10 protein-coding genes are annotated in these 14,101 nt (G+C 50.7%); 7 read left to right on the top strand and 3 right to left on the bottom strand.

Translation table 11 applies throughout. The features are described from left to right. Positions 1 to 8 precede the first annotated feature (8 nt). The 7 genes from BM485_11535 to BM485_11505 all read left to right on the top strand — a co-directional run bounded on the left by BM485_11535 (position 9) and on the right by BM485_11505 (position 10,538). On the top strand, positions 9 to 1,667 hold the full coding sequence (locus BM485_11535) for a hypothetical protein (protein ID OKY74859.1): 1,659 nt from the start codon (positions 9 to 11) through the stop codon (positions 1,665 to 1,667). 38 nt (positions 1,668 to 1,705) lie between these two features. After that, the gene (locus BM485_11530) at positions 1,706 to 3,490 is read left to right on the top strand and encodes a sigma-54-dependent Fis family transcriptional regulator (GenBank protein ID OKY74892.1); all 1,785 of its coding nucleotides are present in this window, start codon (positions 1,706 to 1,708) and stop codon (positions 3,488 to 3,490) included. A 238-nt stretch (positions 3,491 to 3,728) separates the two neighbouring features. Continuing rightward, positions 3,729 to 5,549, top strand: coding sequence for a cell division protein FtsH (locus tag BM485_11525; GenBank protein OKY74858.1), 1,821 nt, complete (start codon positions 3,729 to 3,731; stop codon positions 5,547 to 5,549). 297 nt (positions 5,550 to 5,846) lie between these two features. Then, positions 5,847 to 6,368, top strand: a complete 522-nt coding sequence (locus BM485_11520; GenBank protein ID OKY74857.1) for a hypothetical protein — start codon at positions 5,847 to 5,849, stop codon at positions 6,366 to 6,368. A 46-nt stretch (positions 6,369 to 6,414) separates the two neighbouring features. Further along, entirely contained in the window at positions 6,415 to 7,332 is a 918-nt protein-coding gene (locus tag BM485_11515) for a hypothetical protein (protein OKY74891.1), read from the top strand. A 132-nt stretch (positions 7,333 to 7,464) separates the two neighbouring features. After that, positions 7,465 to 8,604, top strand: coding sequence for a polysulfide reductase (locus BM485_11510; GenBank protein ID OKY74890.1), 1,140 nt, complete (start codon positions 7,465 to 7,467; stop codon positions 8,602 to 8,604). An 80-nt stretch (positions 8,605 to 8,684) separates the two neighbouring features. Then, the gene (locus BM485_11505; GenBank protein OKY74856.1) at positions 8,685 to 10,538 is read left to right on the top strand and encodes a hypothetical protein; all 1,854 of its coding nucleotides are present in this window, start codon (positions 8,685 to 8,687) and stop codon (positions 10,536 to 10,538) included. Here the strand turns inward: BM485_11505 and BM485_11500 are convergent. The 3 genes from BM485_11500 to BM485_11490 all read right to left on the bottom strand — a co-directional run bounded on the left by BM485_11500 (position 10,531) and on the right by BM485_11490 (position 14,064). Further along, complete coding sequence (locus BM485_11500) at positions 10,531 to 11,985, bottom strand: hypothetical protein (protein ID OKY74855.1); 1,455 nt, start codon at positions 11,983 to 11,985, stop codon at positions 10,531 to 10,533. The genes BM485_11505 and BM485_11500 overlap by 8 nt on opposite strands. Before the next feature lie 78 nt (positions 11,986 to 12,063). Next, positions 12,064 to 13,155: a hypothetical protein gene (locus tag BM485_11495; GenBank protein ID OKY74854.1), complete on the bottom strand. Its 1,092-nt coding sequence runs from the start codon at positions 13,153 to 13,155 to the stop codon at positions 12,064 to 12,066. A gap of 18 nt (positions 13,156 to 13,173) precedes the next feature. After that, complete coding sequence (locus BM485_11490) at positions 13,174 to 14,064, bottom strand: hypothetical protein (GenBank protein ID OKY74853.1); 891 nt, start codon at positions 14,062 to 14,064, stop codon at positions 13,174 to 13,176. Positions 14,065 to 14,101: the final 37 nt, after the last annotated feature.

Below are 14,101 nucleotides of genomic sequence, written 5' to 3'. Positions count from 1 at the left end.
AGCAAAACATGAAACTGCCGATCGCCAGCAATGGAGAAAAGGTTTTTGACCCCCACCACGAACAGGATCTCTGGGTTTCCCTGAACAAACAATATCAGTTCCTTTCATCAATCATCGATGAAGTAGTTGATCCGATTATTGTTATCGGCACGGACTTTCGGGTAAAATTCGCCAACCGGGCCGCCTGCAATTTCGCCCGTGACAATGCCTGCGTTCATGCCACGGAGCCCTTCTGCTACAAGTTGATCTTTGACTCCGACCAGCCCTGCGCCAAAGCAGGAAGAACGTGCCCGCTCATCATGGTATTGGAAAGCGATACCACGGCAACCATTGAAATCGAGTATACCCTGGCCAATGGCGCTACCCGTTTTTTCGAGGTTCAGGCCTCTCCGCTTAACAGCAGAGACGGCGAATTCCTCGGAATCGTTGAATCATTCCGCGATGTCACGGACAGAAACAAATATGCCGACATCCTTGAAAAAGGCCATTACGAGTTGGAGCAACGGGTCTACGATCGCACCGAGGAACTGTTGAAAAGCAATAATATTCTCGCCGAACAGATTACCCGCCGCCAGGAAATTGAAAAAATTCTCCGGGCGGAACGGGATAAATTGCATTCCATGCTTATGGCGATGAAACAGGGAATGCATATTCTCAACACCGATTTCACGATAGAGTTTCAAAATGATGTCCTGCTTGAGCTGCTCGGTGACACCATCGGTCGCCGCTGTTACGAGGTTTACAAGCATCGCAACCGCCCTTGCGAACACTGTCTCATGGAGGAAGCCGTCAAAACAGGCCAGGTCCAGCGGGCGGAAGAACTGATGAGCAACAACCGCTATTTCAGCCAGAGCTATGCCCCTTTTCAGGATATTGACGGAAAAACGAAATGCCTCATTCTCTTCAACGACATCACGGAGGAAAAAGCCTATCAGGCCAAAAAAATCAGAACCAGCCAGCTTGCCTCCATCGGCGAACTGGCCGCCGGGGTGGCGCATGAAATCAACAACCCCATCAACGGCATTATCAATTATGCCCAGATTCTGCTTGATGACATCGGCCAGCGTGAATCAATCCGCCCAATTTTAAACCGCGTTATCAGCGAAGGTGAAAGGATTGCCGATATTGTCAGCAAACTTCTCTCCTTTGCCCGCCAGGGAGATGAAGACAGCCAACCTTTTACCGAATCGTTTGTTCCCGAGGTCATAGAAAATTCTCTTTCCCTGGTCCGCCATCAACTTATCAAAGATGGCATAACTATTGCTAAAGATATCCCAACAGATGTTCCAACCGTCTGGGTCCATCCCCAACAGCTGGAACAGGTTTTTATTAATCTGCTCAGTAACGCGCGTTACGCATTAAATGAAAAATACCGCGGCAAACACAAGAACAAAGTGCTTACAATATCCGTCAGCACACAGGATATAGCCGGAAAGACATACGTGCGAATTTCAATCAAGGACAATGGCCCCGGCATCCCCGCTGAAATAATTGAGTTTGTTTGCAATCCGTTTTTTTCGACAAAAAAATCCGGTGAAGGAACCGGGCTCGGACTCAGTATCAGTCAAGGACTTATCAAAAACTTTAACGGCTATTTGCATATCAAAAGCGAACCCGGACAATTCACCAATATCTTGGTGGATCTGCCCGCTTACACAGGTGCCTGAACATGATGGACAGCAATGACAGAATTGCCCTGGACGAAGTGGCCAAAAAAAACAGCGCCATTTTAGTTGTTGACGATGAGGAAAGTTTACGACTGACATTTAAAATGTTCCTCAGCCGGGAGGGATACGGGCCTGTTTCTACTGCATCCTCCTATGACGAAGCATTGCAATTATTGCAAAAACAGCATTTTGATCTCATTGTCAGCGATATTGTCATGGAAGGGTCGTCAGGAATCGATCTACTCAGACAGGTCAAGGAAATGGGCAAGAAATGTCCGGTGGTCATGGTCACGGGATACCCCAACATCAACTCCGCGGCCGAAGCCGTCCGACTCGGCGCCTTTGACTATCTGGCAAAACCTGTCAAAAAAGACAATCTGCTCCGCACTGCCAGAATGGCCCTGCAGCAATTTGCCCTCCACAAGGAAAATGAAAGGCTTTTTTTGGAAAAACAGCGTTATCAGCACTACCTGGAAACTGTTTTTCGCAGCATCAAGGATCTCGTCGTCACAGTTGACGCCGAAATGATGATCATCGACATGAACACGGAGGCCCGCAAATGGCTGGAAAAAACCAATCCCAACGCCAAGGCAGCCGGACGAATTGACGAATTGCCCTGCTTTTCCGAAATCTTTGCCTTTGACGCCCGCACGGTACTTGAAAATGAACTCGAGGTCGCTGAACACAGAGTCGAATTCGTGCTCGAAGGACATGGAGTTACGGTCTTCAGGGTGAGTGCCGCGCCGCTCCTGACTTCCGAAGGCGAATTCCTCGGCGTTGTCCTGGTGGCGCGTGATGTAAGCCGCCTTGAAGCCCTTGAACAGCGGGAAAGGAGGACCGGTTTGCATCGCTTGATCGGCACCAGCCGGGCGATGCAAACCGTCTATACCCTTGTCGAGAATGTCGGCAAGGTGGACACAACCGTTCTCATCACCGGGGAAAGCGGTACCGGCAAAGAGCTTGTGGCCGAAGCGCTGCATGCGGAAAGCCCAAGAAAAGACATGCCCATGGTGAAGGTTGACTGCACGGCCATCCCCGAAAATCTCCTGGAAAGCGAATTGTTCGGCCACAAAAAAGGCTCCTTTACCGGTGCTGACCGGGACAGAAAAGGCCGCATCCTTTCGGCGGACGGAGGCACCCTTTTTCTTGATGAAATCGGCGACATATCTTCGATGATGCAGCTTCGACTCCTGCGCTTCCTCCAGGAACGTACATTCTACCCGGTGGGGGAAGACAGGCCCATCAAGGTTGACGTCAGGGTTATTACCGCAACCAACGCCGACCTGAAAGCCCAGGTAGTCGCCGGTAAATTCAGGGAAGACCTCTATTACCGGCTCAAGGTGGTGGATATTGTCCTGCCGCCCTTACGCGAACGCTATGAGGATATTCCTCTGCTGGTAAAAAAATTCATCGATCGCTTCGGCAAACGGCTGGAAAAACCGATTCACGGCATTTCCGACCAGGCTCTCGGCCAACTGACCAGACACAACTGGCCGGGCAATGTGCGGGAACTCGAACATGTTGTGGAACGGGCCTGTGTGCTCTGTTCCGGCGGGACAATTACTCTGGCCAATCTTCCCCTTGAATTGCAGGATTTGGACAATATCAAATCCCAGAGCAGGGATTCTCTTCCCCAGGTATCCACCGAACAATCCCTGCTGAATGATGACGAAAACGAGGAAGAAAGAATTCTTACCACCTTAAAACTGACATACGGGAACAAAGCACAAGCCGCCCGCATCCTCGGCATTGACAGAAGCACGCTTTACAGGAAAATACGCCAATTCAACATCGACCTCGGCCAACTTGACATAACGCCCTGATTTTTTTTAATTTTCACTCCAAAAAGGTTTTGAAACCGCCTCCGGGTTCTTTCTTTATGTCTTCACAGAAGAATGCCATTCGTGTTTTCTTGAGCCGAAATTCTTTCCCTTTCGGGTTTCCTTACCGCACCCTTAAAACAACCGACCTCATTACTTCTGAAGGCGCGAAGCTTGCAGGAGTGGTCATTGAAGCCAATTTTCCCCTTCCTCCCCACAACAAATAACAGCGGAGGTGACAATGAAGTTTACTTTTCGCAATTTCCTCATACTGTCAATTCTGGCGGTAATTTTAGTAATCGGCCTCAATTTCTGGAAGGCCGAAAAAAAACTGCCTTATGTTGACTACTCAACCTTTGTCGCTCAACTTGCCGACAATGAAATCACCAAGGTGACGATTGAAGGCGGCACAATTGAGGCAACCGACAAATTCGAGCGTCAATTTCAGACTTATGCACCTGATATCAGTACGATTTTACCAAAAATAGAACAAAAAAACGTCATCATATCCACCCGACCATACTGGGACAAATCCTCCTTGACCTCGTCGCCGCTGCTCTTTTTTATCATCATGGGTGGTTGGATGTATTTTATGGCCAGACAGCAAAAAGGCGGCGCATTCAACAAAAGCAAACAGCAGATAACCCCGGAAAAGCATCAGCAGATCACCTTCAACGATGTCGCCGGTATCCCCGAGGCGAAGGAAGAACTCATCGAAACAGTCGAATTTCTTAAAAACTCGGACAAATTCACCAAATTAGGCGGCAGAATCCCCAAGGGCGTTTTGCTTCAAGGGCCGCCGGGAACGGGAAAAACATTGCTGGCCAAAGCCATTGCCGGGGAAGCCGGCGTTCCGTTTTACAGCATGAGCGGCTCGGATTTTGTCGAAATGTTTGTCGGTGTTGGTGCTTCCCGGGTGCGAAATCTGTTTGATCAGGCAAAAAAAAATGCCCCTTGCATCATCTTCATTGATGAAATTGATGCTGTCGGCAGGAGTCGTGGCGCAGCAGGCTCACAAGGAGGGCAAGACGAACGGGAACAAACATTAAACGCCCTGCTGGTTGAGATGGATGGGTTCAAATCCGGTGAAACCGTTATCATTGTCGCAGCAACCAATAGACCTGATGTCTTGGACCCCGCTCTTTTACGGCCCGGACGGTTTGATCGTCAGGTTAACATCCTGCCTCCCGACGTCAGGGGAAGAGAAAAAATCCTCGAAGTGCATGCCAAGAAACTGAAAATGAGCTCCGAAACACATCTTGATCAAGTTGCAAAAAACACCCCGGGATTTACCGGTGCCGAACTGGCCAACCTGATGAACGAATCAGCGCTGATGGCAGCACGAAAAAACAAGTCCGCCATCGAAATGAGCGACATTGAGGAAGCAAAGGACAAAATTCTCATGGGTGCGGAACGAAAAGGAATGGTCATCAGCCAGCAGGAAAGAAAGGTGACCGCCTACCATGAGGCTGGACATGCGATCGTAGCCCATTTGCTTCCTGAAGCCGATCCTGTCCACAAAATTACCATTATACCCCGAGGCCGCGCCCTGGGAGTGACGCAACAAGTCCCGTTGGATGATCGTCATGCCTATTCGCGTGAATATTTGCGCAGCAGGGTCATGACCCTGCTGGGCGGCAGAACGGCGGAAGAAATCATATTTAATGAGTTTACCACAGGTGCCAGCAACGATCTGCAGTCCGCCACAAACATCGTCACCAAGATGGTGTGCGAATGGGGTATGAGTGATCTCCTCGGACCCCGCGCCTATGTTGTCTCAGATGAAAGTTTTCTGCAAACAGGCACCACAAAACGATCATACAGTGAAAGCACGGCCCAGGCGATTGATACGGAAATAAACGCACTTATAGAAGAATGTTACCAGGAAACAATGATCATCCTTGAAGGGAAAATCGCCTATCTGCACAAACTGGCGGAAATACTCCTGGAATCTGAAACAATTGATGCAGAAGAAGTCAACATCATCTTGAAATGCAAGGAAATCAGCAAACTCAACGAAGAAATGCTGCGCCGGAAACGCATTGAAACACATGCGTTGTAACGCCACACATATGTCGCATCAAATGTGTGGCGTGCAACACTTTGTGCAACACATTTATGTTGCACCGGAAACCACAAATGAGAACTCATTCATTATTTTTCGCTTTTTTTGGTCCACAACGCAACTGTTCGATTTTTTACCATCATATGTGTTGTTTCTATTGGCATTTTTTATGCACAAGGTGATGCCAAGTCATAGTACTGGTAAAATCCGGCCGCTCACACCAAAAAAGAGCTTATAAAAAGCTTTTTCCCTGAGAGCCTGACTTTTTCATTCACTTTGAAAAGGAGAGAGGAAATGAGTTTGAAACGAGGAAAACTAATCGGCCTTGCTGCAATAATAGCAATGGCATCACCATTCACCCAACCACTGAACGCCGTCGGAGAGGTATTTGAACTAAGCAGCCTTTCCAATCTCTATGAGGGAGTTAGCTTTGATCATGACATGCACATTGAGGCAGCATCGGATAACTGTGCGGCATGTCATCATCATACGGCCGGCACTCCGACGCAGGACCCTAACTGTATCCCCTGCCACAAAAATAGCGGAGAAGCTGAATCCGCAGCATGTAGCAGCTGTCATGAAGCGGAACCCTTCACCTCGGCGAACCTCGAAAAAACAGCCAACACCCCTTACCTTCACCATAAGGAAAAGCCGGGACTGATGGCCGCCTTGCATCAAAACTGTCTCGGGTGCCACAGCGAAGTTGGCGGACCTCTTGGATGTCAGGATTGCCACACAATGACTGACAAAGGCGAAAAGTATTACAATACAGGCAAATATGCGCCCAAGCCAGGAAAAGAAACCGGCCACCACTGAGATTGCACCACAACTGCTTTAACCCATAGGTGAAAATATGAAAAGTATCAACAGAAGAAATTTTATAAAGGGCAGCCTGGCAGGCGGTCTGGCGGTTGCCGCAACAGCGAAAACAGAAAAGGCCGATGCCGCTGCCGGAACTTTTGGCGGGTATGCCGACAGCATGGGTGTGCTTGTCGATCTGACGAAATGCGTCGGTTGCCGAACATGTGAGGCGGCATGCAACAAAGAACAGGGCTTGCCGGAGCCGGACAAACCATTTGACGATTACTCCGTCTTTGACGAGCATCGTCATGGCGGACTGCCCCGCAGGACGACGGAAAAAGAGTATACCATTGTGAATCGTTACGAAGTCGAGGGCCGGGAAAAACCCCTCTACAGAAAATTCCAGTGCAACCATTGCAACGAACCGGCATGTCTCACATCCTGTTTCGTCAATGCCTACACAAAAACCCCGGAAGGAGCGGTAATTTACAACCCCAAGGTGTGTGTCGGCTGCCGAACCTGCATGATTGCCTGCCCTTTCTATGTGCCAACCTACAGTTATTCCAGCGCCATAAACCCTGTCGTGAAAAAATGCATCATGTGTTACGACACCCGCCTCAAGTTCGGTCGTCCTCCGGCTTGTGTCGAGGCATGTCCGCAAGGAGTCATGACTTTCGGCAAAAGAAAGGATCTTATTTCCCTTGCCCATAAAATGATCGATGCAAAGCCTGGAAAATATGTCAATCACGTTTATGGGGAAACCGAGGTCGGCGGCACCTCCTGGATGTATCTTTCCGATGTGCCTTTTGAAGAAATCGGTTTCAACACACATCTCGGCCCACAGCCTATTATCAATTATGTCAAGGATTTCCTTGCCATAGTTCCGATGGTGCTGACAATCTGGCCTGCACTTTTTACAGGCTTTCATCTCCTGGCAACCAGGAAACAGGCAAACAAAGATGAGTCGAACAAGGCGTAAACAGGAGGGAAAAATATGAAAAACTTGCAGGCGGAAGGCTTTCAGCCTATTGATACTCTTATAAAACCAAAAACCAACAACCCGTGGACCTTTAAGGAAAAACTTCTTCTCGGCCTCTCACCGAGTGAGTACATGGCGCAACTCATTCGCAACCCTTTCAACTGGATTCTTGCGGTTATCTATGCTGTCGGTCTCCCCTTAACCATCGGACGTTTTATTTTCGGACTCGGCTGGGCAACCCACTCATCTTACGATTATCCCTGGGGTCTTTTTCTTGGATGGGGACTGTTTGTCATGGTGCCCCTTTCCGCTTCGGGCTTCATGCTCGGCACCACGGTGGAACTTTTCGGCCGGAAGGACTTTAAGCCAATCGAACGACTTGGACTTCTGAATGGTCTTCTCGGCTACTTCTTTGCCGTCGTCTTTCTTCAGGTCGACCTCGGCCAGCCGTGGCGTCTCGTTTATCCGATGTTTGTTTCCCTCGGCCCGGCGGCTGTACTCTTTCTTGTCGCCTGGCATGTCGCCACCTATCTTTCAGTACAGATCGCGGAACTCGTCCCCGCTGCCAGTGAATTCATGGGCTGGATCAAGCCGAAAAAATTCATCAAAAGCATCGTCCTCGGTTTGACCATAGCCGGCATCATCCTCTCCACCCTGCATCAGGGAGCCCTGGGCGCACTCTTCACCTATGCCCCCGGCAAGGTTCATCCTCTCTGGTTTTCGTCAGCCTTTCAATGGTTCCATTTCTTCTGTTCATCTATTTTTGCCGGGCTTTCCATGCTGATCGTCGTCAGCACCCTGAGCAAATGGTTCCTGAAATGGCGCTGCGACAAAACCTTTCTGGAGAGTCTCGACCGTTGCACCTTGGGAATTTCCAAAGGCGCGTCCCTCGCCCTCATCACCTATCTGGTCATCAAATTCATCGCCCTGGCCCATGACAACAACTGGGGCTACCTGTTGACCGGCTGGGGGCAATGGTATCTCTTTGAGATAACCTTCGGCGCTATTATTCCTTTGGCCCTTTTCACCACCGCCATCAGGTCAAATCGTGCGGGGCTCGCCCGACTCGCTGCCTTTTTCGCGGTCTTCGGCATTGCCCTCAACAGATTAAACACAGCACTTATTGCTTTCAACTGGAACTTGTATCAGGAAATACCTCACTGGCGTGAAGCAATTATCGCCATTATGGTTTATGCAACCTACATTGTCGTCTACCGGGCCGTTTTGTACCGACTGCCTATTCTCTATACCTGGAAGGGGGACTCAAAATAAGATAAACGGATTCCTCTTATCGATACATCCACGCTAAACGGGCGGAGATTTTTCTCCGCCCGGTTTCCCCCGGGCTGAACATGGCACTGCCACTGAAGAAAACCATATATTCCGTTTATCTGATTGTGATGATCGCGCTTGTTGCTCTGCTCAGTCTGGGCATTCGCCAGTATCAGCTCTATCATCAGCATGAGTCGATAATCTCCCGGACGGAAAGCCTCATTTTCCAATTTTCCATTATCAGGGAACATGTCGCCGATGCCCTGCTTGACTGCACACAGCTCAAACTGAGCGGTATTTCGGATGAGATGGAAAAACTCAACAGCAATCTCAGTGAAATACTTGCCGACAGAAACATAAGCGACGAATACAAACTCACCTTTTTAAACAGCATTGACCTGCCCGGCATCATTCTTCTCCTTCGCAAGATAGAAGCAGGCAACAACGAGGCTGAAAGTATCCGTAACTTAAACAGAGAGATGCGAACCCTTGGGGAACGGCTTATCCTTTTCGACCGCCTGCTGGTCAACAACGCGAAACAGCGCCTTATCGGTTTTCAGAATATCATCATCGGCTCCACCGCCTTTGTCGTCTTTATGCTGGTCACGGTGCTGATGCTTTTCCACCGGCAACTGATCCTGCCGGTGCTGCAGCTGGTCAGACACGGCACCCAGGGCACCATAGGACGGGACTTCACCTTGCAGGTCAGCAATCCATCCCGCGAAATAGCCGAATTGACCGATGTCTACACGGATCTGGTCGGTCAAGTGCATGATCTGCGTATTGAAATACAAAAAAGAAGCGACGCGGCTGTACAGCTTGTCGCCGCAATCAACGGGTTTGTCGTAAATATTTCCAGCCGTGGCGATATTATTGACATAACACCTGGAATCTTCGACAAATTTCACCTTGACCCCAACGACACCGTGGGCCGCAACTGGCGTGAATTGTTTGTCCTGCCGGCTGATTTTCAGGGTGGCAATGTGACTGACGCGCAGCTTCTTGACCGATTAACCGAATCAAACAGGGAATGCCTCCTTTCTCTTGCATCGACGGAAAAGGAATCGCCGCCTGTCGCACGCTGCGGCTTTATCAAATTCTTCACCGGCAACAGCGGATCATACTCGGTTTTCTGCCTCGGATTCGACCTCACCCGCGAACTGCACGAAATAACCACACTGAAAAATTCACTGCGGGCGGAAAAGAACAAAAAGGCGGAGATGGTTCGCATTTCCCATCTGGCAATTCTGGGTGAGCTGTCAACCGGCGTTGCCCATGAAGTGGCCAATCTCAGCAACGGCATCATCAATTATGCGCAAGTACTCGCTGATGCTGCCTGCGATCCTGATTTAGAAATCGAACGCGAGAAGCTTTTCAAGAAAATTATTATGGAAGGCGAAAAAATAGCAGGCCTCGCCCAGAATCTGCTCGCCTATGGGCAGGACGATGCCGATTCACGGGAACTTGCCCAGATCAGTGACGTGCTGCGAAATGCCTTGGCCTTGATGGCCCACTATTACAGAATCGACGGGACAAAAGTCGAGGCAGACCTGGAGAGCATTCTCCCGTGCAGAATCAACGGCCGCCAGATGCAGCAGGTCTTTCTCAACATCTTAAACAATGCCCGCAGGGCACTCAATGAACGATATCCGCAGAAAGACGATCGGAAAAAACTGGAAATCACCGCAAAATCGACGGAGAAAAACGGCAAAAAAATGCTGCAACTCATCTTCACCGATTACGGGATCGGCATCAGTGCCGAGAACGTGACAAAAGTATTCGAACCTTCTTTTTCCACCAAACCGGCATCCGAAGGCGTGGGCATGGGCCTGACGGTCAGTCGTGAACTGGTGTCACTCCATAACGGCACCATTGATCTGGAAAGCAAAGCAAACGATCACACATCCGTCATCATTGAAATTCCGGTCAGTTGATGACAACAAGCCCATCGGGAACGGTGCCAAGCTCAATCCTCTTCGCCACCCGGTTGGAAGAAAGATCAATGACCACCACGGTACCATTTGTCGTGTCACAGGCATACAGCCACTGCCGGGATCGGACGGCATCCATCGCAAAAGGGCTGCCGCCCACTCGGATGTCGCGGGACATGCTCAATTGCCCCGGCCGAAGAATCGAAATGGAACCGGCGCCGAAGTTGGCGACATAAATCTGATTATTATTATACATAATGCGCCGCGGTTTGCTCCCCACATTAAGACGCGCCGTACTTCTCCCGCCGGGCAATTCAAAAACGGAAACCGCATTGCTGCTGCTTTCGGCAACATAAAGATTGTTGCCGTGAACCAGCAGACCTTCCGGACTGCCTCCTGTATCGATGGTGCCAATCGTCGTCAGGGTTATCGGATCAAGAAAAAATACCTTCTGGCCGTAACTGCTTGAAACGACAATTTGGTTCAATTCTTCCGAATAAAGCATATATTTCGGACGCGCCCCCAAACGTACCTGGGCTGTGATCATGCCGGACTGCAGATTGAGCGAAAGCAGATTATTGCCGGTCTCGTCCAGCAAATAGGCCCATTTTCCATCGGAATGAACCGTCATGAAGGTCGGTTTTATGGTAAACGGCAGGCGTATCTGGTCAATCTCGCGATTGGATGTCAATTCCAGCACTTTAACGGCAGAATCCTGCGGCGCCAGGACAAAAAGCCTGTTTCCAGCCACATTGGCGACAATTGAGCCGGGATTGCCGCTAATGCCGATGGAACCGCAGACAACATTGGTATCCGTTCTGATAATATAGACCGTATCCAGATCAGGGCACGTCACATAGGCAAGATCCGTCACAATGGGAACACGCTGCAAACCAACGTTCATTCGCGGGCGAAGGAGGGCTGTGCCGTCGAGGGAGTTTTCCGTATCCCATGTCAGAAAAAGAGAGGGACTGTCATCCCTGGCGAGTGTCACATCAACCGGAAAGGGAATCGTTGTCACCGGATTGTCCAGGGCGAGAAAGACCTGTTTGCCGTCACGGTCAATGGCAGCCTTTTCCATGGAAAACCGCAGGGCCTGATAGCTGCCGGCCGGCAGTCCCCCTCGTGCCAGCAGTATCTGTCCGCCGGCGCGTATTTCCCGGCTCATCAGTTCCTGCCTTGCCAGGCTCAGCGGATACCACTTGCCGTCGGCAAGCACCTCAAGGGTATTGATTTGCATCCACAGAGAGGGCCCTTCGTGGTCCTTTACCGCAACAAAAACGGTCAAGCGGGCGTCGCCGCTTTTTTCCTGCAGGTTGAAGAGGGTGTTCTTGCTGGAGCCGCCACTCCCCCCCGGTTGGCATGCCGAAATGGTCAAAATCACCGCCGGCAGCAGGACCGCGAAAAAGACTGAAATCAATTTATCAAATCGTATACGCATGGTCATCATTCCGAATTGGTTGGAAAACTGTACTTTCTGAAATGGACGTTTTGAAATTGAACGAGCATGTTGTTCCCTTTAAAATCATCAATCCTTTGTCGTATGACACACCGCACAGCCATTATACCCGGCTGCCGGCCAGGACTTATAGTCCCAGCGAAGCATGCCCCCATATTTTGTTCCATGGGCGCGATGGCATGACAGGCACATGACAATCGCATCATCGGTATTTTCATAAACAGTACTGTTGACCGTGGTTGTCGTGCTGGTAGTCGCCACAGGTGAAATGATGCTGTAGGGGGCGGTACCGATGCCGTCGTCTCCGTTATATTTTTCGTATTCGGTTGAAGAGGAAGCGCGGCCCATGTCGAAATTGGTCGGGTGCCGCAGCCACACGCCGCTGCCGAACACCCCGGATGCGATTTCGCCGTTTCCCTGGTGGAAATCACCATGACACTGGGCGCACAGTTTCCCGACGGTCCCGCTGCCATCCTCTGTTTCCGCGGTACGATCAACACCGTAATACTTATTATGCCGGGTCACCGTCGGCTGGTACTCGAATTGGCTGTCTTCCAGCCCTTGGACGGAAAGGAGAAAACGATAACTTTTCGCCAGGGTCGTGCCGTCTTTCCATGCCGTCATATTATTGGCATGGTGGCTGCCATACATGGCCGCAAGCTGTCCGGTCTTCGTCCGGTCGCCATGACAGCCGACTGAACCGGCGCAGGTTAATTGGCCGGCAAGTTCCGTCCCACCCGGAGGAAGATTCCCCAAACGAGCATCAGGGACTGCAATCCCGGCCACATTATGCCCCATGGCGTGCTGGCCGCTACTGACCCAGTAAAAACTGCCGCCGGCCAGGGTGTGGCCTTCCGTTCCGGTGTCACCGTATGTCGGCTCCTGAAATTGCAGCACGTAGGGTATTTCCCGGTCACCGACACTGTTATCTCCAAGATGGCAGCCGATGCAGTTGGTTTTCAGTAAAGCTTCATTTGGATTCGCGGTAGACTGCCATGAATCAGTCGACAGATTTGCCTCATAGGCCACCGCCGCGCCGTCCTGGCTGTTGTGCATGGTATGGCAGTTGCCGCACTGCCCGCTCACCTTGGCAAGGCATACTTCCGGGATCAGGGAGAGTGACAGGACAAAATAGATACATGCGGCCTCTCTTTTCTGCATAGCCCACCCCTTTTTTTATCAGCGGCCGAAAATTTCCACTCGACCATTGCCTTCCTCGGTCACGCACAAACGCCCCCATGGGTCAAACTGGATCTCAATGGGATAATAAAGTTCTCCCCGCGACCAGCCTTTGCTGAGAAAGGAATATTTAAATACTCCTTGTGCATCGAAAACAGCGATGCCGGCCCCATGCCGGTCCAGCACATAAACATTCTCCGCTTGATCCACGGCCAGGGAAACGGGGAATTGCACATGGGGCGCCACGGAAAAACCTTTCTCGGGTTTTCCATCCCGGGAAAAACGCTGCACCTTTTTATCAAGCTGATCCAGCGCCCACAGGCCGTTCTTTGTCAACTTGAAATCAACGATGCCGCCCCGGCATTCCTCACAGACGAACCAACGCTCCACCTGCAATTTTCTGCTCAGCACCGCCACGGCCCCACGGGATTTGTCCAGCACATAGAAAGTGCTGTCCTGATAGTCCATGCGATCCGGCACCATGACCCGGCCGTTGTCCTGCAGCACATTGACGGATATGTTTTTGGCCTTGACGTCGATACTTGTCAGACTGTTGCGCCCTTTTTCCACCACCCAGATGACATCCCCTTCATCCCGAATCATGTCAAATGGAGTCTGCAGTTTGCCCTCCGCGCCGAAAGAATGGACAAATGCTCCTTGCCGGTCAAAGGACATGAGTCTGTTCCCACCGCTGTCCACCACATAATAGCGTTCACGCTCGGCATCAACATAAAGCGCTGTCGGCATTTTCATCGCCTGGCCTGAAGCGGTGCCGTCAAGGGTTGACTTCCACGACCACGGACCCGCTGCCTGCGCAGCGCAGTCGGGAAAAACGTTGGACAGAACCAGCAGAAGGGCCGTCACGCTCAAAATTTTACTCACATGCTGCATATAATTACCCTCATGATTACGATTGTGGGTGTCCTTC

Source organism: Desulfobulbaceae bacterium DB1 (assembly GCA_001914235.1).
GTDB lineage: Bacteria > Desulfobacterota > Desulfobulbia > Desulfobulbales > SURF-16 > DB1.
The sequence above is the reverse complement of the archived record's forward strand: the minus strand, read 5'-3'. Positions and strand labels throughout refer to the sequence as shown.

Bases quoted from the DNA above. Each gene is read 5' to 3' on its own strand.
- BM485_11525 (OKY74858.1), top strand. From the start codon at position 3,729: ATGAAGTTTACTTTTCGCAATTTCCTCATACTGTCAATTCTGGCGGTA.
- BM485_11490 (OKY74853.1), bottom strand. From the start codon at position 14,064: ATGCAGCATGTGAGTAAAATTTTGAGCGTGACGGCCCTTCTGCTGGTT.
- BM485_11535 (OKY74859.1), top strand. From the start codon at position 9: ATGAAACTGCCGATCGCCAGCAATGGAGAAAAGGTTTTTGACCCCCAC.
- BM485_11505 (OKY74856.1), top strand. From the start codon at position 8,685: ATGGCACTGCCACTGAAGAAAACCATATATTCCGTTTATCTGATTGTG.
- BM485_11520 (OKY74857.1), top strand. From the start codon at position 5,847: ATGAGTTTGAAACGAGGAAAACTAATCGGCCTTGCTGCAATAATAGCA.
- BM485_11510 (OKY74890.1), top strand. From the start codon at position 7,465: ATGGCGCAACTCATTCGCAACCCTTTCAACTGGATTCTTGCGGTTATC.
- BM485_11495 (OKY74854.1), bottom strand. From the start codon at position 13,155: ATGCAGAAAAGAGAGGCCGCATGTATCTATTTTGTCCTGTCACTCTCC.
- BM485_11500 (OKY74855.1), bottom strand. From the start codon at position 11,985: ATGATGACCATGCGTATACGATTTGATAAATTGATTTCAGTCTTTTTC.